Consider the following 23,288-nt stretch of genomic DNA (forward strand, 5'->3'; position numbering starts at 1 on the left):
GGGTATTGGGGACCTGATCGGAATACGAGGCAATCTCAGTGGCATTGACGGCTCGCTGGCGGCCCGGAGGGAGCGGCGGGGCGCATGTAGCGTCGACTGTTCCAATGGAAGACACCAGGGTGGGCCGGAGCCAATCCGGTTGCGCCGCGTAGGGATGAGTGCTTACGGTGCGGTGCGCAGTATATTTGCGCTGTGACCCCGCGCGAGTTTGGAACTGCTATGCGGCCTGCGAGTTTCATCTGGATGACACCGCCCTGTTGGCGCGTTGGGTCGCGATTCGCATTGTTCATGGGAGAGCCTCTGATGGGTAAAGCAACCGAATACGACCGATCCGAATTGCAGGAACATTTCGCAGACTTGGAAGACGACAACCAGGCGGAAGATGTGTCTGATGCAGCACGCGTTTCTGCCGCAGAAGAGATCGCAAGCCTCCGTCTTCAAGTTGAAGGCCTGCGGGCGCGGTTGCTCGAAATTCGCGGACAGACCGAAGGGATCGATGCTTCTCCGACATATGGCGAACGCCACCCCTGGCTCAGGGTTGCTGCGACTGCCGCGCTAGCTTTCGTCATTACCCGCGTTTTCCAGCAGCTTCGTCTAGGGGCCGCAGGGGCAGCAGCAGTGCCGATGATCACGGCGCGGTTTGATCGAAGATTTTGGTAAGCAATCATCGGCGGCCCCCAGCCCGACCGGCTGGGTCTTCCGCTATTCCTATCTCTGGCACTGGCAGCACTTGGAAGGACGGGAAGAGGGGGACAAGGATCGCCCGGCGCTCGTTCTTGCCATCGTTGCTACCTTGGAAGATGGAACGCCGGTGGTGCGGGTGCTTCCGATCACGCATACGCCACCTTCCCACCCCGCCGATGCCGTCGAGATTCCGCCGGCGACAAAGCGTCGATTGGGGTTAGATGACGAACGCTCCTGGATTGTTGTGACGGAAAGCAACCGCTTTGCCTGGCCAGGGCCGGACGACCGACCGCTCGACACGGAAAGCGGCTACCACGGCCCGTTGCCTCCAGCCCTGTTCGAAGAGGTGAAGCGTCGTTTTGTCGGGCTAGCGCGCAGCCAAAGACATCGGGCGACCCCGCGTAGTTCTTAAAAGCGATTTGTTCCGGCAATTTCTGCAAAATGGCGCACGCATGACGTCCCCGAAAAGACGGGACGGCAATCATGGGGTTCGCCAGCATCTTGCGCCGAACTCCCGTGAAGCAACCGTCAAGCCGAAGGGCAGACCAACCCTGGCAAAGGCTCGTTGCGCGTATGTTCACCGTCTGGGCCAAGCAGATCGCATAATGTCTCGACTGGATGTGTTATCCGCGGGCTTTCGCAGCAACGATAGCTTCAGCCTGGATGACGCAGAGTTCCACCTCTTGCTTCGTCATCCCGTTCGCGGCGTTTGCGAACCGTTCGACGAGTGCGGCAAGGTGCTGATCAATTGCCGTATTGAGCGCAACCCCCAGCAACCAATTCGGTGAAGTTCCCAAGGCGTCGGCAATCCTCACGAGCGTCGCTAGGTCAGGTTCGCGGCGGCCGGACGCATAGTGCGCATAACGGCGCTCATCGAGCCCCACGCGCCGCGCTGCTTCGGCGTTCGAAATGCCCAACTGCTGGGCTCGCTCCTGCAATCGTTTGGCGAGAGTGTCCATGGGAACAATCTGTTCCTCAGAGACACGCATCTGGCCACGAACGATTTGGAGTGTTATAAGAACAATATGTAGTCATGATTGTGTTCGTCGGGCAGATGGCCACCGGCGCGACGAGCGATGTGGAGAGATGCCGACATGGAACTGCGCCAACTCTCGTACTTCGTTGCGGTGGCTGAGGAGTTGCACTTCCATCGGGCGGCGGCGCGCATGTGCATCGCCCAGCCGGCACTGAGTTCACACATCCAGGCGCTGGAGAAGGAGTTGGGTGTGCGGTTACTTGATCGGTCGACGCGGCGCGTGGAACTCACTCGGGCAGGGGAGGCGTTCTACGATCGGGCCGTTCGGATCATCGGCGATGTCGGGCTGTCGGCCGAGGTAGCGCGGTCCGTTGCTGGCAAGGCGGCCCGCACGATCAGGATCGGAACCGTCTATCCGGCAACAACTGGCGTGCTGCCGGCGTTTCTGTCGAGGATCGGTCGGAAGTTTCCCGATGTGGCGCTGCATGTGCGCAGCGGTTCGACCTCAGACATCATCCGCGGCCTGGAAAACGGCCAGATCAATCTTGGCTTCATTCGGCCGGTCGAAAACATCGGCTCCTTGCGCTTCTTCTCGATCGCCCATGAGCGCTATCTGCTTGCGGTCGAAAAGACGAGCCCCTTGGCTCTCCGCAGCGAGATCGATATCGAGGACCTCAGGGGAGAGAAGATCATCGCCTTTTCCCGTCAGAACCTCTCGTATTCGGAGCGGTATTTCTCCGAGATGTTCGACACCCATGGGTTGGTTGGCAACATCGCGTACAGCTGTGACGACACCTTCTCGTTGGTATCGCTGGTCTCAGCCGGCCTTGGCATCGGCTTTGTGCCGGAATGGACAAAGGATCTGCCGAACCGAAACTTTGAGCTCAAGCCGGTGCGCGGTGTCGATCTGAAGATCGGGCTTGGCGTCGCCTGGAATAAGGAGGATCCAACCGCGGCGCGCGACGACATCATCGACATTGCCCGATCGTTGGCGCGGCCGGGGAGGTGAGGGTGGGCAGGCTCAGCTACACGGGGTTTGCGACACGAACTTCGTGACCTCGAGTTCGGCCATGCCCGTCTGGGATGTGTGGCGATCGGTATGGTGGGCCCGGATTCTTCTCCCTGCCGATCGACGCACGTTTTGTGAGCCGTCGGCAACGGATCGGGAGAAAAAAACGACCTCCGCTAAGAAGTTCGCCCCGTTCTGGCAGGATGCCGACGACCGCAAACGTCAGCTTGCATTTTCGCCTCACCCTCCGAACTCTTGAGACCGCTTCGATCCGATAAGTCGCGCTCCGGGGGGCGTCGCTTCAAATGCCCAACAGCAAGAAAGGTGGTGGCTCGCCACCACCTTTCCGTGTCAGAGCGGACGAACTTGCAGGGACAGTCGCTCAGAAATCCATCGTTGGAAGGCCGTTGCCGGCAAGGGGCGCAAACTATGAATCCTGAACAAGAGCTATGAATGCCGGGCGGGTGCATTGCCGTGCGCATCGCCTCCATGTCAGCGGATGGGAAACGTCGATCTTCGAAAGGTGTGCCCGTGTCGCGCGTCGTACTTCTCGGACTAGCACTTGTCGCCCAACTTGGCTTTCCCGCGCTTGCCCAGGATGCCGGCGCGCTCCTGCGCGACCGCGAGCAGCAGTCCGTGCAGCCGCGCCCTGAGCCATTACCTGCGGACGTCGAAGACGTCCGCGCCGAGGCAAAGCGCATCGAGCCCGGCGGCATCACGGTGAAGGTCAACCATCTGATCTTCTCAGGCAGGATAAGTCTGCTGTCGCCCGAAGAGCGCACCCGGCTTGTCGAAGCCGCCGCCGGGAGAGCCTTCGACCTTTCCGGTCTGCGTGACCTCACGTCAGAGGTAACCCGGCTTGCCCAATCGAAGGGGCATCTGTTTGCGCGGGCCTTTCTGCCTCCACAGGATGTGACCGAGGGTGTCGTTGAGATAGCCCTCATGGAAGCGCGCGTGGAAGACGTCGGTTTGGTGCGGGTCGGGTCCGTTCGCGTTCGGGACGAGGTCCTCAGAGGGATCGAACAACGTTATCTCAACGATCGCGCGTCAATGACAGAGCAGCAGCTGGAGGCAGCGCTGCTTCAGATGAACAGTCTACCGGGATTGAAGGTTCGCGCCAGCGTGGAAGCGGGAGACAATCCGGGCACCTCCAAGGTTTCGATCGGCATTGAGGAGGGCCCGCTTTTTGCGGGACAGATCTGGGCGGACAATTTCGGTTCGGCAAGCACCGGGAAACCCGAAGCCAATGCGCTTTTTAGTTTCAGCGACCCCTGGGGATACGGCGAGCAATTCCGCCTCCAGAGCGTCGCCTCGCAAGGAATGGTCTATGGCCGCTTTTCCGGAAGCGCTCCCCTCGGCACTGGGGGCACTTTCGTGAATGGTGCCTACAGCTATCTGACCTATCATGACGTCACTGATACCGGGCGCGCGGCGGGCCTGGATGGAGACGGGCATCAACTGGTGCTCGGTCTCACCCATCCTGTCTTTCGCGACCGCGCCGCGGAACTGTCGCTGGGTGGAGCCGTGACGGGCAAGGCGCTCAGAAACGGTTCGGCGGCAGGGGAGCTCGACGACAAGCGCCTTCTCACCGGCACGCTGTCGGTGAGCGGTATCGATAGGGATTTCGACGGGACGACGAGCTGGGGACTGGACGCCACCTACGGCGCACTTGACCTCTCCCGCGTCACAAGCTCGGCGGCAGCCGACGCGGCGGGCCTCAAGACGGAGGGCGGCTTTGCTCGCTTCAATGCCCGGATTGAGCGCCAACAAAGCCTGGCGGACCGATGGACGTTACTTGCCCGTGTTAGCGGTCAATGGGCCTCGAAGAACCTCGAATCATCGGAAGAAATTGCGCTTGGCGGGCCCTACGGCATCCGTGGTTGGCCGGTCGGAGAAGCCTCTGCCGACACGGGAGCGATTGGCACGCTGGAACTACGCCACGATCTTCCGGTTCCCGAAGAGTGGGGCCAGTTGCAGTTGGGCGGCTTCTTCGACAGCGGATACGCGAAAATCAATGCGCGCCCAAGAGGCGTCACGCTTTCCACGGCCACCGGAAAGAACGAATACGCGCTCTTTGCCGCGGGGCTCACTCTCGACTGGCAGCGCGAGAGCCTTTCGCTGACGGCGGGCTGGGGCATGGGGCTCGGCGACAACCCGGGCCGCAGTGCCAATGGCACCAATGTCGACGGCGGGACGGGGCGCCATCAGCTCTGGTTGTCGGGCCGTATGAGGTTTTAGGAGGAACGAGATGAGCAATCGTTATTCGAGCGTCCTTATGGCGCTGCTTGGCAGCACGGCGCTGCCTTTACCGGCCCTTGCAGGTGAATTGCCGACCGGCGGGAACATCGTTTCGGGGTCGGGCAGCATTTCCACGCAGGGTTCGACACTCACGGTCCACCAGACAAGTGACCGCCTGGTCACGAACTGGAACAGTTTCTCGATCGGTGGCACCAATTCGGTGGTCTTTCAGCAACCGTCGTCCAGTTCCGTTGCCCTCAACCGCGTAACCGGTGTGGAACCGAGCCACATTCGAGGTGCGCTCAGTGCAAACGGCCAGGTCTTCCTCGTCAATCCCAACGGCGTGGTCTTCGGGGCAGGGTCGCAGGTGAACACCGCGGCGCTTGTTGCCTCCACCCTCGATATCGCCGATGGTGACTTTCTGGCTGGGAAATACACGTTCTCCGGAACGGGTGGCAGCATTGCCAACGACGGCAGCCTCAACGGCAAAGTCGTGGCCTTGATCGCGCCGGAAGTGACCAACGCGGGTACCATCACCGGTGATACGGCCCTGGCGGCCGGCACGAAAGTGGGATTGGATTTCGGCGGCGATGGACTGATCTCCGTCAAGGTCGAAGAGTCGACCCTTTCCACCCTGGTCGACAACAAAGGCGCCGTAAAGGCGCCAGGCGGTACCGTGATTTTCACCGCAAAGGGCGCAAGCGCGGCCAAGGCGTCGGTTATCAACAATTCCGGCACGGTCGAAGCCAAGGGCATGGTCAACAAGAATGGCCGGATCTTGCTCCTGGGTGACATGGAACGCGGTTCAGTGAAAGTCTCCGGGACCCTCGACGCATCGGCCCCGGATCACGGCAACGGCGGATTCATCGAAACCTCCGCCAAGAAAGTTACAATTGCCGACAAAGCCAGGATTACGACCCGCTCCGCCCACGGCAAGTCCGGTCATTTTCTGATCGATCCCACCAACTATACGATTGCAGCCTCTGGCGGCGACATGACCGGCGCCATGCTGACAAGCCTGCTTGCGAGCAATGGCTCGGTGACCGTGCAATCCATAAGCGGGGGCGCGGGCACGGCAGGTGACATATATGTCAACGACGCCGTCAGCTGGGGCAATGGCAGCACGCTGACGCTGGAAGCTCAAAACGATATTGTCGTGAACGGTGCACTCAACGTCACCGGAACCGGCGGCCTGGTTTTCAGCTACGGGCAGGCAACACCGGTCCTCAACAACACCTCGACCTACGTGGTCAGGGGAGAGGTCAATCTGGCGTCGACAGCGTCCTTCCAGACGAAACAGGGGTCGGATGGAACTGCCATCAACTATTCGATCATCAATTCCGCCGCAGAATTGCAGGCGATCGGCGACGCGTCGAACCTTGGCAACACTCCGGGACACTACGTGCTCGGGTCCAACCTTGACCTTTCCTCGATCAGCAATTTTGCGCCGATCGTGAACATCAGCGGGACACTCCAGCCGGAGGGTCGGGACGCCTTCGTCGGCATCTTCGACGGGCTGGGCCATACGCTTTCCAACCTGAGCATCAACAGGCCGACCCTTGAGGGCGTAGGACTGTTTGGATTCGTGGGCGGCGACGGTGTGATCCGCAATTTCACCATTTCAGGCGGAAATGTCACCGGCGGCTATACCGTCGGTGCCGCGGCCGGCATGGTTTCAAGCGGAGGGTTCGGCGCAAACGAAGCGCAGGTGGTCAATGTCGGTGCCCAAGGCGTCACAGTTACATCCAACAATGACGGCGCAGGCGGGCTGGTCGGTCGTAACAGGGGCATTATCAGCGGTTCGTACGCGACTGGCAACGTCGCGGCGAATGGTGCGAGCGGCTTCGGTGCTTCGGCGGGCGGGCTCGTCGGCATCAACCAGGGATCGATCGCCGATTCCTATGCCACCGGCAACGTGACTGGCGTCACCCGCGCAGGCGGGTTGGTGGGAGACGACATCGGCGGCGATGTTGCCAATACCTACGCGACCGGCGCGGTTTCCGCCGCAACGGCCGGGGGCTTGATCGGGGAAGCTTCGGGGACGACGATTTCGAACAGCTACTTTCTCGATACCGGGCCCGACAACGGTTCCGGGCAGGCGATCACGAGCGCTCAACTGAGAACGCCTTCAACGTTTTCCGGTTGGAGCATGGCATCGAGCGGCGGGCAAAAGACGATCTGGCGAATCTATGAGGGGCAGTCCGGCCCCTTGCTTTCAGCATTCCTGAGGCCAATCACCGTTGCCGCCAATTCGGGCACCGCGGTCTACAGCGGTAGCACCCCGTCGTTCGGCGTCACATATGCCTCCTTTGCAGGAGCGGTCGACTTGGGTCTCTTGATGGGAACAGCGATGATCGGAGGGGGCGGCAGCAATGCCGGCAACTATACGATCACACCCGATGGGCTCTATTCAGGGCAGGCCGGCTACGACATCTCCTACGTTGCCGGTTCGCTCTCGATCACGCCGGCGGCGCTGACGGTGACGGCCAATGGCGACAGCCGTTCCTATAGCGGGGCCGGCTATGCCGGCGGCAACGGCGTCAGCTACTCTGGCTTCGTCAATGGCGAAGACGCCTCGGTGCTGTCGGGCTCGCTCGTCTATGGCGGTTCGGCGCAAGGGGCGAAGAACGCCGGCAGCTATGCGATCTCGGCCTCCGGGCTTTCCTCGGGCAACTACAGCATTTCCTATGTCGACGGTTCGCTCTCGATCACGCCGGCGGCGCTGACGGTGACGGCCAATGGCGACAGCCGTTCCTATAGCGGGGCCGGCTACGCCGGCGGCAACGGCGTCAGCTACTCTGGCTTCGTCAATGGCGAAGACGCCTCGGTGCTGTCGGGCTCGCTCGTCTATGGCGGTTCGGCGCAAGGGGCGAAGAACGCCGGCAACTATGCGATCTCGGCCTCTGGGCTTTCCTCGGGCAACTACAGCATTTCCTATGTCGACGGTTCGCTCTCGATCACGCCGGCGGCGCTGACGGTGACGGCCAATGGCGACAGCCGCTCCTATAGCGGGGCCAGCTATACCGGTGGCAACGGCGTGAGCTACTCTGGCTTCGTCAATGGCGAAGATGCGTCGGTTCTGTCGGGCTCGCTCGTCTATGGCGGTTCGGCGCAAGGGGCGAAGAATGCCGGAACCTACGCCATATCGGCCTCCGGATTGAGTTCTTCAAACTACGCGATTACGTGGGTGAATGGCCTATTGAGCATTTTGCCAGCCGCAGCAGTTCCAACCGCCACCCCCTCACGACTGCCGCTTTGGCCGCAAACCACATCGTCGCCTTCTCCGCTTGTCACCGACGTCGGTCTGCTTCCCGTTCCGGTCAACTTCATCGGTGATCTGCGCCGCGATCCGCTGCTGTACCCGCACGGTGGCCGGACGCTTCTTGTCACCACACGCCCCGATCCGGCGGGGGCCAACATTGTCACATTGCCGCGCACGGTCGCTCCGACCGAGGAATTGTTGGTCGGGCTGGAAAAATCAGCAGGTGGCAAGACCGGTCGCTTGACCCGCTTTACCCAGGATGCGCGCGGATGCGGGTGCTTGATGAGGGATGAGGTGAACTGACCGGCCTACAGGCGTTTCAGCGACAACAAGCGAATGTCAGCCCTGCACTCCGTGGCGAGGCTCGGTCCATCCTGGTTTGCCTCTCCCTTCCATTGGAGGGGCAGCAGGCGCCTTTCCATGAAGCGATACATGGACGTTTCGGGAAGCGTCCAGTAGATCGCCACACTATCGCCGCCGAGCCTATCTGCCTGCCGTGTGCAGCTCTCGACCATGCCGCCGACCAGGTAACCACGACGTTGGAATCGGGGCAAAACGTAACCAAGTGGATAGGACACCCGACGGTCGTTTTCCTTGCGACCGACGATCCAGCCTGCGATATCGCCACGGTGAAAAAGCGCGAGAGAGAAATCGAGGGACGTTTGATCCAGATGGGCGTACGGCCGCCAGTCCGAGTGGATCTTTCCGGACGCAAGCGTCTCCTCGATGACAAGATGGTCGACCTCGGACAGGCTTCGCCAAGGCACTGAGCGGAAGCCATCTCGCTTGAGACGTTCAAGCAAGAAAGACCATTCTCTCGCTGCATTGGACACGCATTTCACCTCGGCGCTCAGGGTGTACTCGCTGAGGCGTGGCGCTTCAAAGCCGCAAACCGCGAGCAAGCGCTCGAACGCAGGTCGCGACGTCAGGCGACCGGGGTAAAGAGCGAACATCTCCTCAACGCTCTGCTTGCGCGCCTGGGCTTCGGCAAGGGCAACAAGGATTCGGCCAATGCCGGTGCCGCGGGACTGTCGGGCGACAGCAACCGAAAGCAAGCGCCGACTCCTTTTGCCGCCCTGCTCGTGGATTGCGCCCATGAGCGCCAGCCCGACTGCGCCTCCACCAGCCTGCCGGGCGACGATCCCCTGCCAGTCACAAGCCGTAGACGACCAGTATGCCCAGAACCTTGGGTAGCTAAGGGTGCGGAAACCCTCCTCCGGTTTATCAAGCACTTCAAAGACCAGTGGCTCCGTCAAATCCGCTGAACCACGGTTTTTTCCCGCGCCGAAGTCGAGGGATCCACCAGTCCGGCTGTCACAACCTCCAGTTCGTCGTCGCTGAGTTCACCGGCCGTTCGCCACTCGGCCGCAAGACGCATTCGCCCGTCAGCCTCCTCCTGACGCACCTCTATATCCGCCGGCAGCGTCAGTCCCAGCGCCTGCTCGACGGCCACTCGGGCGTCTTGCCGGGCGGCGTTCCGAAATTCCTCGTCATAGTCGACGAGGTCCTGCAATGCGACGAGTGCACGGCGGAGTTCCTCGGAGGTGAAGGCGGGCATGGCGGCTATCCTGATTTCAGTCTTTAGAATATCTGCCAAACCAGCCGATATGCGCGCAACAAACTATGAGGCATCGGCAAAGACTATGAAATTGCTGACAGGCGGACCGAAGACCTAACCGGCCTGCCTGCGTGCGAGATAGCGAATTTCGAGATAGCCGCCGGGCCGTTCAAAGCGTGTCTTGGCAAGTTGCGGTGGATGGAGGAAGGTGCCGTCCAGGAGCGGTCGAAGGCGGGTTTCCATGAAACGGGCCATATCGGAGCCGGCACTTGCCCAGTTTACGCAGACGCTGTCTTCCCCAAGAAGCGCGGCTTGGCGACGGCAGGCTTCGTAGAGCCCAACGATAAGAAACCCGTACTTGCGATAGGGTGGAAAGAGGCACCCGCGCCGATAGTGCACGCAGAGATCGCCGTCGCGTTCGCCGATGATCCAGCCGACAATCTTTTCCCGATAGCGAAGAAGGAGCGAAAAGGCTTCGTTCCCGTCCTTGAGAAAGATATCCGGATGCCATTCGGCTGGGGCTTCACCCGATCGGATCGCCGCATCGATTTCCACGCGGTCGGCGTCGCTGACGTCGGTCCAGGCGGACATGGAGAACCCTTGCCGTGCCGCACGGGCGAGAACCGGCGCCCATTCTCGCTCCGCTGCGCGTACCCACTTCGCCTGGCCGACGATCATGTATTCCATCGGCTCCGGACTGGTCCAACCGCAGGCGGCAAGGGTCCGCTCGAAATGCGTGCGGGAGGCCATGTGATGCGAATAGGTCGTAAACAAGGTCGGCGTGCCGCTTTCACGCGCAGCTTCGGCCGAAAGGGCAAGAAGGCTCTTCGCAATGCCCCGACGTCTATGGGCACTATCGACGGAAAGAGACAAAAGCCGCCGCCCCAGGCCGCCGTCAACAGTGATTGGCTCGGACAACAGAGCCAACCCGACAATCTTAGAATCGGTCCCGCGGGCTGCGATCGCGAGCCAGTCCGGGCGCCTCATGGACCAGTGAAACCAGAAGCGGCCGTAGGTCAGCGGCATGCAGTCGGGCTCTGGCCCCGCCAGGGTTTCAAGCGTGAGACCATCCGCACCGCGTCGTACCAATCGAACCGGCGGCGGAGCGATGACGTCGCCCCAGGTCATCAGATCATTCAAACGCAGATCGAGGTAGAAGCTGGCCGTTGCGGCCAGGCCATCATCGACGGCGTTCCTAGCCATGACGATGTCGACAATGCGGCGTTCGGCTTCACCAAGGCGCGTCAGCATGGCCGGTGACCGGGCGTCGCTGCCCCTTGAAAGGGCGTCCGCCCTTCGCGCGGCAGATGAGGGAAGGCGGAGCGCCGTGATGAGCGCATTCAACCGGATAGCGTAGAGATCTGGTGCATTGAGCGCCCGCCACTCGCTACGCTCGGACCTTGGATCCGCAGGTACGATGCGCGGCGTGGGTAGGTGACGCAAAGGGGCGAATGCTTTCGCATCGCCGCTGGCGATGATTTGTGTCGCAATGCCATGGCCTGCAAGGCGCCTGATTTCCGCCGCCAAGGACATATTGACCTCGCTGCCTTCGATCCGGAGTGTGAGCATATGCAAGCCGGCGTTCGCTGCGGCCGCAAGCAAGTTGTCCTCCGGCAGGGGCAGGGTGGTTTCCGCGAGGAAAAGGAGCAGGGGGCGGCCGTCCAAGGATTGAGCCCCTTCGAGGCGTTGCCACAGGACGAGATCACCCCACAGATTGTCGTCCTGGACGAGGGCCCAGGCATGCGTCTGTCGAATGCGGTCTATCTCCGACCGGAGCTGCGCATCCGTGAACTCACGAATGCCTTTCAAGGCCGTCCATGCTTCGGGTAGTGCTGAGGGCAGGGCATCGAGATCGGTGGGCATGGCTGATCCGTGGAGTGGATGACATGCCTCGATCATAAGGGGGCCCCGCAAAGGCGTCCTGACGGCCGAACTATGAATAGCAGAGCACGACTATGAATGGTCTGCGTCCCGTTTCAATTTCCATAGCACCTGCCGTCTTGTCATAGCCCGCAGCGCTTTCCACGACGCAGCGCATCACCAATGATCCTGGCGATCGGCAAACACGCCGAGCGATCCGAGAAAGGACCCAACATGACCAATGGCGATAACGTTCGCTTCTATGCCGCCATCCGGGGTGACGCGGAGACCCTGGCACGACTTGGCGCGGCAACGAGCGAAGCGGAGCTCATCGAACTCATCATGGACGAAGCACAGTCGCGTGGCTTCGAGCTGACTGCCGATCTTGTTCGTGCAGGTCTGTCGGATCTTGCCGGCTTGATGAGAGAAGCTGCAAACGGTGAAGAACTGACGGAGTTGGAACTCGAGATCGTTTCCGGCGGCACCATGTTTTCGAGCTTCGTCGAGCACAGGACGACCAAGACCCTCAGTTGCAAGTGAACGACCGCGGCCACGGGGATCGGAACTGGCTCCCGACCAAGCCGGCAAGGCGTTGCTTCCAATCATCCTCCCCGTGGGAACCGTGCCGAGCCCCTGGTCGAAGATCTGCTCGGGGCTCCAACCCGCCTGCAAGGCCACCCAGAAAGGAATTTACCGGTGACAGACAAACAGACAGTCCAATTCTACGCCGCGATCCGCAAGGACACCGAAACCCTCGCCCGGCTCGGTCAAGCAACGAGCGAGGCAGAGCTCGTGGAGCTCATACTCGATGAGGCAAAAACGCTCGGCTTCGAGCCGACGGTGGAACTCGTCAAGGCTGGTCTCGATAACTTGCCAGCCATTATCGAAGAGACCTCGAAGGGGGATGAACTCAGTGAGATGGAGCTGGAGATCGTGTCGGGCGGCTTAGGGTTCAGCGCCTTTCTCTTCTACAACGACCGGGACCGTCCTTCGACGCCTGCGTGCAAGAAATGAGCAATTCGTGGTTCATGCACGCGCTGAAGCCATTGATTGAAGAGGAGCGTACCGATGACTGATACACAAGGCGTTCAATTCTATGTCGCGATCCGCAAGGATACTAAAACGCTCGATCGTTTCGCGCAGGCCGGGAGTGAAGCGGAGCTAATTGAGCTCATCATGGATGAGGCCGACAAACGCGGCTTTGCTTCGACTGAGGAGCTTGTGAGGTCAGCTCTTTCAGACCTAGGCACCATCGTTCAGCAGGCAGCTGGCGGGGACGAGTTGACGGAGATGGAACTGGAAATCGTCTCGGGTGGCTACGGACAGGTCAGAGGCCCGACCGATTCATGTGGTCGCCCCTACCAATCCGTCGCCAAGCGCGGTTGACCGTCTCGCCACGCTCTTCATGAGAGCCGTCTTGGCGCGGCGGTGCCCAATACCGCGGATCTGGCTTCCGGGTCCGCGGTTCTTGTTGTTCAACCGTTGCAGGGGCACCAATCGAGCGCACAGTGGCCGGGGTCCGCCTTTGGTCGCATCAAATGGCCCCGCGAGGCGGCTTGCGCCAGCGAACTCAAGGCCGATCTCGCGGGATCGCTTTCAACCCTTCAATACGTCCATCATGCGGGTGAAGCGCTCGCCGGCAAGCGACACGCCTTCAAGCACGGCGTCATCCAGTTCGTCGGCCGTCTCATCCGCGATGCTGCCGCTCTTGCTGCCGTAGCCGAGCCGTCTCACCGTTCCTCGCAAGCGGTCGGAAAGGAATGTGGCAAGGGCCCGGTAGAATCGCATGCCGAAGGCCGGGTCCCGGGCGATATGCGCTTCGATGGCGGCCTTGCTGACGGAGAGAACCTGAACGTGGCCGCACGTGACGACCGAAGCTGAAGGCGGGGCTCTGTCGATGAAGCTCATCTCGCCGACGACCTCTCCAGGCAGCAGGCGTGCGACCTGGCCGACACCCCGAATTTCAACATCCAGTTCCCCGGTGAGCAGCACGAAAAGTGCCGGCACAGCCTCGCCTTCGTTGATCAGAAGATGGCCAGGCGGCAGCAGGCGTCTTTCCCCTGCTCGCGCCAGCCATTCGACATCCTGGTCGGTGAGTTGGCCGAGAATATAAAGTACCTTTCGCATGCTGGGGATCCTTAGAGCTGTTGTCTTTGCGCAAGCCGCGCGAAGGCGCCGCCCTTGCGGATGAGTTCGTCAAACGTGCCGTCCTCGACCAGCCGCCCGCGCTCCATGACGAGGATCCGATCCGCACGCCTTATGGTCGACAAGCGGTGCGCCACCATGATGCGTGTGGCAGGAAGCGTGGCCAAAGTGTCCATCACCAGGGACTGCGTCACGTTGTCGAGAGCGCTCGAAGCCTCGTCGAGCAGAAGCAGGGCCGGGTTGTTGATCAAAGCGCGGGCGATCAGGAGCCGTTGGCGCTGTCCTCCCGAGAGACTTGTCCCTCCCGATTGCATGACGGTGTGATAGCCCATTGGCATGGCGTCGATGTCGCGATCGAGCCCCGCCATCGTTGCGGCGCGACGGGCCTCATCGACCCCGCGTCCGCTCGCACCGACGATGTTGGAAAGGACGGTTCCGGAAAGGACCTGGCCGTGCTGCAGCACCACGCCGATCTGTCTGCGCACGGATTCGGCACGCAAGGTCGCCAGCGGCTGGCTATCGTACAGGATGTCACCACCCTCGGGTATGTCGAACGCCATCACCAATCTCAGCAGGGTCGACTTGCCGCTGCCGGAGGCCCCGACAATGGCCACGAAGCTTCCTGGTGGAATTTCGAGGCTCAAGCGATCGAGTACCAGGGGCGTCTCTGGCGTGTAACGGAAGGATACCGCATTGAGGCTGATGCCGCCCAGGAGCCTGCCCGCGTCGCGCGCGAGGCTGGCAGCCTCGGGCGGTGCCTCGAGAATGGGCTTGGCACGTGAGAGATGTGGCAGAGCTGAAAGCAGCTGCGTTGAGGACAGAGCGGTCGCCGTCAGCGCCTCCATGAATTGGCCAAAGGCGGTCGAAAAGGCAATCAAAGTGCCGGCGCTCATCGCCTTGGCCGCGTCGCCTGCGGCAAGCGACTGCTTCAGGAAATAGGCGGCAAGGCCATAGACCACGAGGTTTGCCAGGAGCGGGTAAGTATTCGAGAACACTTCGGTAAGATTGCCCCAGGCGAGTTCGCGATGCCGGAGGCGCAAAAGCTTCGCATAGTGCGAAAGCCAAACATTGAAAGCTCGTCCTTCAGCTTGTCCCGCGCGCAGCTTCGCCATGCCGCAAAGCATCTGCAACGTCAGGCCGCTGATGCCGCTCTCGACCACCGCTTGTCCTGCTTTGACCTGCCTGCGGGCGATGACGGTTAGAGCGCATGCGCCGAACAAGGCCAGCAGCACCGCCACGGCCGCCAGTCTGGCGTCATAGAAAAAGAGAAGTATCAGGCTTGGTATTCCGGTTGCCACGCCCATGAGCACCTGAAATGCGGAGGCCGAGGCGATGGCGCGCGCCCTTTGTATGCTGAGGGCTCTCGTGGTCAGATCGCCGACGGTGAAGGATTTGAAGAACCGGGGCGAGAGCCGCAACAGCCGGTCGAACAAGGCCGTCTGCGCGCGCGGATCGAGCCGGCCCTCCATCTTCAGTGCGGCCCATCCCTGAAGCGCGGCGAAGGCGGCGCTCCCAAGTGCGGCGGCTAGCAGCAGGAAGCCGATCTGCAGGATCGATGGAATATCCGCCTGCGGGATGGCGTTGTTGAACATCAGTTGCGTGACGATGGGCAACAGCAGGGCGAGCAAGGCGCCGGCGGTGGCCATGGCCGCAATGTGGAGCAGGTCGGCCCGACTGCCCGCGGTTGCGAAGCGGGCGAGCGCGCGCCATTCACGGGCGTCCGGTGGAAGGGGAGCATGCAGCAGGAAAGCCTCACCCTCCAATTCTTCGGCAAGCGCTGCGGTGACCGGATGCGAGCCTTCCGTCGTAACCAAGCGGTAGCCCGAGAAAGGCCCGGGGATCAGCGCCGCGTCCAGTCCCCTGAAGCGCGCCAGCATCGCGCCCTGGGAGCGTCTGTGCCAGTCGAGGCGCAGTTGAACCTTGCGGAGACGGATACCCGCGCTGGCGAGGATTTCGCGCGCGCTGCCGCCGGCCCGGGGCGGCATCGGCACGCCGATGGACGCCAGCAGCGATCCGCATATTCCCTGCGGAGGAGCCGGGCCGTCGATGACAGCGGCGGCGACATTCGAAATCGACATGACTACTGGCTCCGTACCAGACCTGCGTAAACACCTTCGAGGGCCATCAGTCGGTCATGATTTCCCCGCTCGATGACACGGCCGCGTTCCAGCACCAGGATCTCCTCGCAATCCCGGATGGTGGAGAGGCGATGGGCGATGACCAGGCAGCTGCATCCGCGCCGCCTGAGGTTGGTGTCGACGAGCTGCTCGGTGAGAGCGTCGAGGGCGGAGGTCGCCTCGTCGAGGATGAGAAGACGGCTGTTGCGGGTGAGGGCGCGGGCGATCTCCAGCCGCTGCCTCTGGCCTCCCGAAAAATTCGTGCCGCCTTCAAGGACGCGCGCCTCGAGCCCGCCGCGCGCCATGACCTCCGACAGCAGCTCGGCGTCGCGCAACGCATCCATCAAAGCGTCGTCGGGGAGGCCGTCATCCCAGAGGGAAAGATTGTCGCGCACGGTTCCTTCGAAAAGAAAAGTGTCCTGGTCGACATAGGCTAGAAGCCGAGCCTTCGTCGCCGGATCGAGCGCAGCCAGGGGATGACCATCGATGCGTATATGACCCGTCCAGGGAACCGTCAGGCCGGCCGCGAGACGTCCGACCGTGCTCTTGCCTGAACCGGAGCCCCCCACCAGCGCAACGCGTCGCCCTGGCTGAAGGTCAACCGAGAAATCGTCAAGTATGGGTGCTGACAGGGGCGCATAGCCGAAGGAGACATTCTCGATCGTCATCCGCCCGGATGGCGTTCCGGTGAGGTGAACGGGCACGCATGGCTCTGGCATCGGATAGCGGAAAGCGTCCTGAAGCTTGGAAAGATCGGCTCTGGCCGCCTGCACCTGCGTCGAAAGCTGGGTCAGCCGCGCGATCGGCGTGGCGTAGCTTCCAAGCAGGGTCTGGAACGCGACGAGGTCGCCGGCCGTCATCGCTCCCTCCAGCACCCGAAACGCGCCCAACACGAGTACAAGCGCCGTGGTAAGGCCGGAGAGAAGTTTCGGGATCACCTGAACGAGCTGTGACGCGGCCATCTGCCGCTGAATGGTCTTCAGCGCATTGGCCTGATAGCCGGACCAGGTGGCGAACGCGTCGTCCTCTTCGCCGTTCGCCTTGATCGTCTCGATCGCTGAAAGAGTGCCGACGGTGGCTCCCTGCAACTTGCCTGCAGTAGAGGCTACGGCAGCGCTGTCTTCCTCGGCGCGTGTCGTGTTGAACCAGACGGCGACGCCGTTTGCGGCCGAAAGCCCGATCGCCAGTGCCGCAAGGACGGGGTCGTAAAGCAACATGGCCACGCTGAAGAAGATGACCGAGATCAGGTTGAAAGCGCTGGTTGCGAGATCGCCCGACAGGAGCCGCGCCATGCGTTCGCCCGCCTCGACGCGGTTCATGAGGTCGCCTGGCTGACGTTGCAGAAAGAACGCAAGTGGGAGCCGCAGCAGGCGCTCGAAATAGCGGGACGAGGCCACCGCCGCGAGCTTGGCTTCCAGCCGCGCCAGATAAAATTGCTGCACGTAGGTGAGGCCGCCGCGGATGACGGCCGTCAAGCCCATGGCAATGAGGAGAGGGGCGAGCCAGCTTTGCGCCTGCCGGCCGAAGATGTCATCGACGAGAACCTTCGAGAACGCGGGTATGACGAGCCCCGGGATCGCCAGCAGAAGGCTTGCGAGCAGAACCATCATGAGCCCATCTCGGGCACCCGAAAGTCGCGCGCCCAACATGGGCAGGAGTCTGGGGGGCGTGCCTTGCCGCACGAAGTCGGGGCCAGGTTCGAAGGCAAGCAAAACACCTGTGAACGCCGCGTCCACTTCCTCGCGCGAAAGAACGCGGCGGCCCTGGGCAGGATCGTTGATCAGGTAGCGGCCGCGCCTTATGCCTTCGAACACCACGAAATGGTTGAAGTTCCAGTGAAGAACGGCGGGCGCGCGGATATCGGACAGCTGGCCGACCTCCTTGCGGAACCCTTTGGCGATGAAACCGTGGCGACGCGCGGCCTTAAGAATGTTGCCCGCATTGGTTCCGTCTCGGGCGACGCCGCACTCCTCTCGCAACTGCTCCAGCGGCACCCAGCAACCGTAGCAAGCCAGAACCATGGCAAGCGAAGCGGCGCCACATTCGACGGCCTCCATCTGCAGAATGGTCGGCGTTCTTGCGGTTGTTTTCGTTCGGGTGCCTGCCACATTCCAACGGCTCATGGCTCTAGGCTCAACCATTTGCGCAGCGCAGGAAGCACGAGATCGATCGGACGACGACGTTCATAGGTGATCTCGGACGCGACGGTCGTGCCCGAGGTGATCACGATGGGGGGAGACTTGCCCGAGGTCCACGCCCACCGACCGTCCTCATCGATCTGCAGCTTCAGTCGGGCGACATAGGGCTGACTGCCGGCCGCCAGTTGCTGAACCAAGGCTTGGTTGGAGATCCAGGCTTCCAACCCGTTGGCTGCGACCGGATAGTCGGAACGCTCCAGGACCTCGCCGCGAATGCTGCCCCACTCCTCCTTGCGCACGGCGTCGGGCGTGATGCGCGCCCTCATCCCCTTGACCACCTTCTTGCCATCGGCGGTCTGCAGAAAGACCAGGGCCTCCAACCCACCACCGTTGGTTTCGATCGAAACGATTTGCGCGCCGGCCGCCACGACCGATCCTGCCGCCTGCTTGACCGCCACCACGCGGCCCGCCACCGGTGCGGTTATGAGATTTTCCTGCTGCATCCGCGCCTCGGTCAGCGCCCTGCGCCGTACCGCATCGTTGTGGGCCGCCTCCAGTTCCTTGAGGGCCGTTTCACGCGAAAGACGCAGTTCGGCGAGATCACTGTCAAGTTTGGAGAGCGCCAATTCGACGTCGCTGACTTGCTTTTGCGCATTGGCGAGCGAAACCCTCTGATCCTGGAGACCGCGCGCGGACACAACGCCCTTGATCTGCAGTTTCTCGATACCGGGCATCGACTTTACCAGCCACTCGGCGTGCTGGCGGGATGCTTCAAGGTTGGTGCGCAAAGCCGCTTCCTGCTCTGACTTGATGGCCTCGCGACTGCGCATCTCATCGAGAAACAAGGACTGGCGCCGTGCCAGTTCCCCGCGCTTTTCTTCGATCTCCTGGTCGAGGTTCAGCAGCTGACGTTCGCTGCCGGCCTGTTCGATCCGGCCGACCACCTGTCCCTTGGTCACGACCTGTCCCTGGGTAGCGAGGATCTCCGTCAGAACGCCGGAGGCCAACGTCATGGCTTCCTGTACCCGCCCCTCGCGCACGACCAGGATCCCCTTGCCCGAAATATTGGACGGCAAGGAGCCGAAAACGCCCCACAGCAGCGCGCATAGAATGAGGAAGCCGAAGACGGCGATGCCTGCCCACCCCCTCACGCTCACGAGCGGAAGTGCCGTGTCCAACTGCTCAGGGGAAGAAAGACGGTCAAGCGCCGCCTGCCGAAAGATCTGTCGGGACATGGCAGCTATCTCGCAGGCAGCTTGCTGCGGTCGATTGGGGCCTCCGCCAATTGATCGGTCTTCTTCGGCCCGCGGTCGAATTGACAAAGCAGATCGTCAATCTCGATCGAGGAGAGCGGCCGAGGCGTGCGAGGCGCGTGGCCCGGCTCCGCATCGATGGCCGTACCCTGCTTGCGCGTCGAACGCGTCACCCCGTTTCGGCGCAGTGTCAACTCTTCGCCGTAGAGAAATGCCGCCGAGACCGAGTGGTCGGTCTGAACGGTCAGGAACGCGATGCCGCCGCGAATGCCCATCGTCGCAGTGCCGGCCGAAATGGTGACAGGCTGCTCCTTGGAGAGCTTGCCGCCGACAAAGCGAAACACGCCCTTGGTCACCGACAGCGCAATCTTGCCGGTGCTTCGGTCGGGATCGTAGACGAAGGCGTCGAGCACGACGTCGCTGCCGGGGCCGATGGAAAAGGCGCTTCCGTCGGCAAAGAGCAATTGCGCACGGCCTTCCGCTCCAGTCACGATCCGCTCGTTGGCGCGCACGGCCGCGTTCACATGGATGATCCTTTCGCCTTCGCCGACCACGGTTGGCTGAACCGCCGCTGCGGTACCAATGTCGCGCGCGACGGACGGCTGCGCCAGCGACAGGAGCAACAAAGTGCAGACGAGGCGCCGGTTCATGGATTGGACCGATCGATGACGCGCAGCCGATCAAGCGCGATCCGCTGCAAGGACTTGGGAGCGCTGTCGTTGCCGGCGACCGTAACATAGTAGATCCGGGCGGCCTGTTCCGAGTGAATACTCTCGTAGATTTGCCCGAGCCTCAGCTGCGCGCTCGCATCGCCCGGGAAGGCGATCAGGCGGCGTTCCAGGACTGCAATCGCGCCTTCCGGGTCATCGCGTGCTTCCAAGAGTTGCGCCGCTGAGAGCGCGTCCTCGGCAACGGCGGGGGCAGCCAGCAGTGTGGCCATGAGCAGAAGACGGTAGCGCATGAGATTCCATCGCAAGGATTGATTGCCTCGCAATCTAGACGGCAGGCGTTTTCACGCTCAACGCGTGAAAACTATGGGCGGGCCTCACGGACTATGAATTCCGGATCGATCGCATTGGCAGCGCCGGCAGCGGTCAACACAATCGGTTCATGTCTTCACGCTTGAAAATTCTGCTGGCACCCGCCTGTCTGCTCACCCTCATTCTCATCTGGAGGGCTTTCGACCCTGGTGAATTGCTCGTTCGGTCAAGGGTAATGGTTTTCGATGTCTATACGCGGCTTCAGCCGCGCAACTTCGAATCCGTCCCGGTTCGCATCATCGACATTGATGACGAAAGTCTTCGCCGCCTTGGCCAATGGCCATGGCCGCGCCGACTGCTTGCCGATCTCACCATGAGGCTCAACGAAATGGGCGCCGCTGCCATCGGTTTTGACAGTGTGTTCGCCGAGGAAGACCGCACCGCTCCCAAATTTCTGGCGCAGGCATATCCCGAAATCGAGGGGCTCGCGCGGCTGCCAGATCCTGACGCAGGCTTTGCTGATGCGATTGCGCGCGCTGGCAACGTCGTCACGGGTTATGGCTTGTCCGTGCATGCCAATGGGGCAGCGCCGGCGCAAAAGGCGGGCTTTGCTTTCTCCGGAGCGGATCCCGCGGGCTTTCTCCCTTCGTTCCAGGGCGCCGTCGTCAATCTGTCCAAATTGGATGACGCGGCGGCAGGGACAGGTGCGTTCGACTTCTATCCCTCCTATGGACTGATCGTCCGTGCCGTACCCATGGTGTACGCCTTGCGGGGAAAACTCTATCCCAGTCTGGCTGCCGAATTGCTGCGGGTGGCGCAAGGCGCCAGATCCTACACCCTGAAGGCTGAAGCTGGCGCCCTCACGGACATGCGCATCGGCGATTTCACAGTTCCACTGACGGCCCGCGGCGAGTTGCGTATGCATTTTTCCCGGCCCGAAGGCGCGCGGTATGTTCCCGCCTGGAAGGTGCTTTCCACCGATGCGCCACCGGATCTCATCGGCGGGCATATCGTATTGATCGGTACTTCGGCAGTCGGGCTCAACGATATCCGAGCTTCCAGCCTGGACCCGATGATGCCAGGCGTCGAGGCCCATGCTCAAGCGATCGAGCAGATCCTGCTGCAGTCGTTTCTGCAACGGCCCGATTGGGCGGAAGGAGCTGAGTGGCTGGCTACGCTCGCGCTCGGCCTGCTGCTGATGGCGTCGCTGTTCTATGCCAACGCCTTCTGGAGCGCCTTTGCGGGGTTGGCAGCGTTGCTGGTTGCAGGCGCGGCGTCCTGGCATCTCTATGTTGCCGAACGGCTGCTTCTCGACCCCGTGACACCGGGACTTGCGGGGATTTTCGTCTATATGGCCGGGTCGCTGGCCTCATATCTGAAGGTCGAGGGCGACCGCCGGCATGTAACGGCGGCCTTCGGTCAGTATCTTTCCCCGGCTCTCGTCAAGAGGCTCGCGGCCGATCCCAAGCAACTTGCCCTTGGCGGCGAGACACGAGAGCTGACGCTGATGTTCTGCGACGTCAGGGGGTTTACTGCGATCTCCGAGCATTTCAGGGGCAATCCTCAGGAGCTGACCAGCCTCATCAACCGCTTTCTCACGCCCATGAGCGATGTGATCCTCGCGGCAGGCGGTACCATCGACAAATATATGGGCGATTGCATCATGGCCTTCTGGAATGCCCCTCTCGACGACCCAGAACACGCAAGCCAAGCTTGTGCGGCTGCTCAGGCCATGATGGCTGAACTTGAGGCGCTGAACCGGGAACTGCCCGTCAAACTCGGGATTGGCATTGGTATCAACACCGGTTCCTGTGTTGTCGGCAACATGGGCTCCGAACGGCGGTTCGACTATTCGGCACTCGGCGATGCCGTTAATCTGGCGTCCCGTCTCGAGGGGCAGTCGAAGACCTATGGTGTAACGATCGTGGTCAGCGAGGAGACACTGCAGCGGGCGGGGCTTGCAGGGGTGGAGCTCGACCTCATCGTAGTCAAGGGAAAGGAGGAGGCGGTGCGCATTTTCACGCTGGGAAAGGCTCCACAGGGACATGACGCCATGCTCTTGGCTTATCGAACTGGTGCTTGGGACGAAGCCGAGGCGCGTCTTGAACGCCTCAGAAGCACTTCTGCGGAGTTTTCGGCCCTCTACGACCTCTATGCTCAGCGCATCGCCGATCTCAGACGTCAGCCGCCATCCGAAAATTGGAATGGCGTCTTCAGAGCGACCTCGAAGTGATGGCCGCCAGATGACGGCTTCGGTGACATTCTGGGGGGTGCGAGGCTCGATCGCCTGCTCGGGCGGCGCCTTCGCACGCTATGGCGGGAACACTGCCTGCGTGGAGGTGAAGATCGGAAGCGAAATCTTCATCCTGGATGCGGGCACTGGCCTTATGCCGCTCGGGCGTCGGCTTGCCGAGGCGAAGCCCGGTATCTGCCACATTTTCCTGTCGCATGCGCATTGGGACCACATATGCGGCTTCCCCTTTTTCGCACCCTGTTACGACGCACGTTGGCGCATCCATGTGCATGCGGGCAGCATGGCGAACAATGGCGGCGTAATGCAGGTCCTCATGGGGCAGATGCAGGCACCTTATTTCCCGGTTCCCCTTTCCGCGATGGCTGCCGATATCCGGTTTTCCGATTTCGAATCGGGCGAGACTCTTGCGCCGGGACATGGCGTTACAGTCAGAACCGCCCCTCTCAACCACCCGGGCGGCTGCACCGGCTATCGGCTCGAATGGGCCGATAGGAGCCTCGTCTACATAACCGACCATGAAGTCGCGCCCGGTTGGAACGAGCAAGCGACCGCGCTGATGGAAGGCGCTGATCTCGTGCTCTTTGATGCCGCCTATACCGGCATGGAATATGAAAACCGCAAGGGATGGGGACATTCTACCTGGGAAGATGCCGTACGGCTTGCGCGAGCGTCAGGAGCGAGACGGCTGGGGCTTATTCATCATGATCCGGCGCATGACGACGCGTTCATGGATCGGATCGAGCAGGCGGCTCGGGGCAGTTGGCCCCGCGTGTTCGCGGCGCGAGAGGCGACGACCCTCGTTCTATGACTTCGC

Annotated in this window: 20 protein-coding genes; 10 read left to right on the plus strand and 10 right to left on the minus strand. The window is 61.8% G+C overall.

From position 1 onward, the window contains the following. Positions 1 to 303 precede the first annotated feature (303 nt). Complete coding sequence (locus tag IB267_RS18045) at positions 304 to 660, plus strand: hypothetical protein (protein WP_192448835.1); 357 nt, start codon at positions 304 to 306, stop codon at positions 658 to 660. After that, on the plus strand, positions 641 to 1,096 hold the full coding sequence (locus IB267_RS18050; RefSeq protein WP_210335900.1) for a plasmid maintenance toxin (PemK-like): 456 nt from the start codon (positions 641 to 643) through the stop codon (positions 1,094 to 1,096). Before IB267_RS18045 ends, IB267_RS18050 begins: the two co-directional genes overlap by 20 nt. A 211-nt stretch (positions 1,097 to 1,307) precedes the next feature. On the opposite strand, the gene IB267_RS18055 is transcribed toward IB267_RS18050, so the two are convergent. After that, positions 1,308 to 1,643, minus strand: a complete 336-nt coding sequence (locus IB267_RS18055; RefSeq protein WP_192448836.1) for a helix-turn-helix domain-containing protein — start codon at positions 1,641 to 1,643, stop codon at positions 1,308 to 1,310. A gap of 135 nt (positions 1,644 to 1,778) precedes the next feature. Between IB267_RS18055 and IB267_RS18060 the strand changes: the two genes are divergently transcribed. The 3 genes from IB267_RS18060 (at position 1,779) to IB267_RS18070 (ending at position 8,472) form a co-directional block, all read left to right on the plus strand. Beyond that, the gene (locus tag IB267_RS18060) at positions 1,779 to 2,669 is read left to right on the plus strand and encodes a LysR family transcriptional regulator (protein WP_192448837.1); all 891 of its coding nucleotides are present in this window, start codon (positions 1,779 to 1,781) and stop codon (positions 2,667 to 2,669) included. A 531-nt stretch (positions 2,670 to 3,200) separates the two neighbouring features. Beyond that, positions 3,201 to 4,907 (plus strand): ShlB/FhaC/HecB family hemolysin secretion/activation protein, encoded by a 1,707-nt coding sequence (locus IB267_RS18065; protein ID WP_192448838.1) that lies wholly within the window; start codon positions 3,201 to 3,203, stop codon positions 4,905 to 4,907. 10 nt (positions 4,908 to 4,917) lie between these two features. Further along, positions 4,918 to 8,472: an MBG domain-containing protein gene (locus tag IB267_RS18070; protein WP_192448839.1), complete on the plus strand. Its 3,555-nt coding sequence runs from the start codon at positions 4,918 to 4,920 to the stop codon at positions 8,470 to 8,472. A gap of 5 nt (positions 8,473 to 8,477) precedes the next feature. On the opposite strand, the gene IB267_RS18075 is transcribed toward IB267_RS18070, so the two are convergent. The 3 genes from IB267_RS18075 to IB267_RS18085 form a co-directional block, all read right to left on the minus strand. Next, positions 8,478 to 9,425, minus strand: a complete 948-nt coding sequence (locus IB267_RS18075) for a GNAT family N-acetyltransferase (RefSeq protein ID WP_192448840.1) — start codon at positions 9,423 to 9,425, stop codon at positions 8,478 to 8,480. Further along, positions 9,422 to 9,727, minus strand: a complete 306-nt coding sequence (locus IB267_RS18080; RefSeq protein ID WP_192448841.1) for a hypothetical protein — start codon at positions 9,725 to 9,727, stop codon at positions 9,422 to 9,424. Before IB267_RS18080 ends, IB267_RS18075 begins: the two co-directional genes overlap by 4 nt. Before the next feature lie 114 nt (positions 9,728 to 9,841). Beyond that, a complete protein-coding gene (locus IB267_RS18085; protein ID WP_192448842.1) occupies positions 9,842 to 11,590 on the minus strand; it encodes a GNAT family N-acetyltransferase in 1,749 nt (582 codons plus the stop codon). Positions 11,591 to 11,821: 231 nt separating this feature from the next. Here IB267_RS18085 and IB267_RS18090 point away from each other — a divergent pair, with 231 nt between their 5' ends. From IB267_RS18090 to IB267_RS18100, 3 genes are all read left to right on the plus strand, one after another. Then, positions 11,822 to 12,127, plus strand: coding sequence for a Nif11-like leader peptide family natural product precursor (locus IB267_RS18090; RefSeq protein WP_192448843.1), 306 nt, complete (start codon positions 11,822 to 11,824; stop codon positions 12,125 to 12,127). Between the two features lie 156 nt (positions 12,128 to 12,283). Then, a complete protein-coding gene (locus tag IB267_RS18095; RefSeq protein ID WP_192448844.1) occupies positions 12,284 to 12,601 on the plus strand; it encodes a hypothetical protein in 318 nt (105 codons plus the stop codon). Positions 12,602 to 12,655: 54 nt separating this feature from the next. Beyond that, positions 12,656 to 12,973, plus strand: coding sequence for a hypothetical protein (locus tag IB267_RS18100; protein WP_192448845.1), 318 nt, complete (start codon positions 12,656 to 12,658; stop codon positions 12,971 to 12,973). A 210-nt stretch (positions 12,974 to 13,183) separates the two neighbouring features. On the opposite strand, the gene IB267_RS18105 is transcribed toward IB267_RS18100, so the two are convergent. From IB267_RS18105 to IB267_RS18130, 6 genes are read right to left on the minus strand one after another with little or no spacing between them, the layout of a single operon-like run. Continuing rightward, positions 13,184 to 13,714 (minus strand): cyclic nucleotide-binding domain-containing protein, encoded by a 531-nt coding sequence (locus IB267_RS18105; RefSeq protein WP_192448846.1) that lies wholly within the window; start codon positions 13,712 to 13,714, stop codon positions 13,184 to 13,186. Between the two features lie 11 nt (positions 13,715 to 13,725). Beyond that, positions 13,726 to 15,810, minus strand: a complete 2,085-nt coding sequence (locus IB267_RS18110; RefSeq protein ID WP_192448847.1) for an ATP-binding cassette domain-containing protein — start codon at positions 15,808 to 15,810, stop codon at positions 13,726 to 13,728. A gap of 2 nt (positions 15,811 to 15,812) precedes the next feature. Continuing rightward, the gene (locus IB267_RS18115) at positions 15,813 to 17,972 is read right to left on the minus strand and encodes an NHLP family bacteriocin export ABC transporter peptidase/permease/ATPase subunit (protein WP_192448848.1); all 2,160 of its coding nucleotides are present in this window, start codon (positions 17,970 to 17,972) and stop codon (positions 15,813 to 15,815) included. Continuing rightward, positions 17,969 to 19,222: an NHLP bacteriocin system secretion protein gene (locus tag IB267_RS18120; protein WP_192448849.1), complete on the minus strand. Its 1,254-nt coding sequence runs from the start codon at positions 19,220 to 19,222 to the stop codon at positions 17,969 to 17,971. Before IB267_RS18120 ends, IB267_RS18115 begins: the two co-directional genes overlap by 4 nt. A 5-nt stretch (positions 19,223 to 19,227) precedes the next feature. After that, the gene (locus tag IB267_RS18125; protein WP_192448850.1) at positions 19,228 to 19,890 is read right to left on the minus strand and encodes a FecR domain-containing protein; all 663 of its coding nucleotides are present in this window, start codon (positions 19,888 to 19,890) and stop codon (positions 19,228 to 19,230) included. Then, complete coding sequence (locus IB267_RS18130) at positions 19,887 to 20,201, minus strand: tetratricopeptide repeat protein (RefSeq protein WP_192448851.1); 315 nt, start codon at positions 20,199 to 20,201, stop codon at positions 19,887 to 19,889. Before IB267_RS18130 ends, IB267_RS18125 begins: the two co-directional genes overlap by 4 nt. A 149-nt stretch (positions 20,202 to 20,350) precedes the next feature. Here IB267_RS18130 and IB267_RS18135 point away from each other — a divergent pair, with 149 nt between their 5' ends. Next, positions 20,351 to 22,453: a CHASE2 domain-containing protein gene (locus IB267_RS18135; protein WP_210335901.1), complete on the plus strand. Its 2,103-nt coding sequence runs from the start codon at positions 20,351 to 20,353 to the stop codon at positions 22,451 to 22,453. Further along, positions 22,374 to 23,282 carry an MBL fold metallo-hydrolase gene (locus IB267_RS18140; protein WP_246765092.1) on the plus strand — a complete coding sequence of 303 codons (909 nt, stop codon included), beginning with the start codon at positions 22,374 to 22,376 and terminating at the stop codon, positions 23,280 to 23,282. The genes IB267_RS18135 and IB267_RS18140 overlap by 80 nt, the downstream gene beginning before the upstream one ends. The last annotated feature ends 6 nt before the right edge of the window (positions 23,283 to 23,288 follow it).

The organism is Ensifer sp. ENS09, assembly GCF_014852425.1.
GTDB lineage: Bacteria > Pseudomonadota > Alphaproteobacteria > Rhizobiales > Rhizobiaceae > Ensifer.

Bases quoted from the DNA above. Each gene is read 5' to 3' on its own strand.
- IB267_RS18045 (WP_192448835.1), top strand. From the start codon at position 304: ATGGGTAAAGCAACCGAATACGACCGATCCGAATTGCAGGAACATTTC.
- IB267_RS18055 (WP_192448836.1), bottom strand. From the start codon at position 1,643: ATGGACACTCTCGCCAAACGATTGCAGGAGCGAGCCCAGCAGTTGGGC.
- IB267_RS18060 (WP_192448837.1), top strand. From the start codon at position 1,779: ATGGAACTGCGCCAACTCTCGTACTTCGTTGCGGTGGCTGAGGAGTTG.
- IB267_RS18070 (WP_192448839.1), top strand. From the start codon at position 4,918: ATGAGCAATCGTTATTCGAGCGTCCTTATGGCGCTGCTTGGCAGCACG.
- IB267_RS18080 (WP_192448841.1), bottom strand. From the start codon at position 9,727: ATGCCCGCCTTCACCTCCGAGGAACTCCGCCGTGCACTCGTCGCATTG.
- IB267_RS18085 (WP_192448842.1), bottom strand. From the start codon at position 11,590: ATGCCCACCGATCTCGATGCCCTGCCCTCAGCACTACCCGAAGCATGG.
- IB267_RS18090 (WP_192448843.1), top strand. From the start codon at position 11,822: ATGACCAATGGCGATAACGTTCGCTTCTATGCCGCCATCCGGGGTGAC.
- IB267_RS18100 (WP_192448845.1), top strand. From the start codon at position 12,656: ATGACTGATACACAAGGCGTTCAATTCTATGTCGCGATCCGCAAGGAT.
- IB267_RS18105 (WP_192448846.1), bottom strand. From the start codon at position 13,714: ATGCGAAAGGTACTTTATATTCTCGGCCAACTCACCGACCAGGATGTC.
- IB267_RS18110 (WP_192448847.1), bottom strand. From the start codon at position 15,810: ATGTCGATTTCGAATGTCGCCGCCGCTGTCATCGACGGCCCGGCTCCT.
- IB267_RS18115 (WP_192448848.1), bottom strand. From the start codon at position 17,972: ATGAGCCGTTGGAATGTGGCAGGCACCCGAACGAAAACAACCGCAAGA.
- IB267_RS18120 (WP_192448849.1), bottom strand. From the start codon at position 19,222: ATGTCCCGACAGATCTTTCGGCAGGCGGCGCTTGACCGTCTTTCTTCC.
- IB267_RS18125 (WP_192448850.1), bottom strand. From the start codon at position 19,890: ATGAACCGGCGCCTCGTCTGCACTTTGTTGCTCCTGTCGCTGGCGCAG.
- IB267_RS18130 (WP_192448851.1), bottom strand. From the start codon at position 20,201: ATGCGCTACCGTCTTCTGCTCATGGCCACACTGCTGGCTGCCCCCGCC.
- IB267_RS18135 (WP_210335901.1), top strand. From the start codon at position 20,351: ATGTCTTCACGCTTGAAAATTCTGCTGGCACCCGCCTGTCTGCTCACC.
- IB267_RS18140 (WP_246765092.1), top strand. From the start codon at position 22,374: ATGCTCAGCGCATCGCCGATCTCAGACGTCAGCCGCCATCCGAAAATT.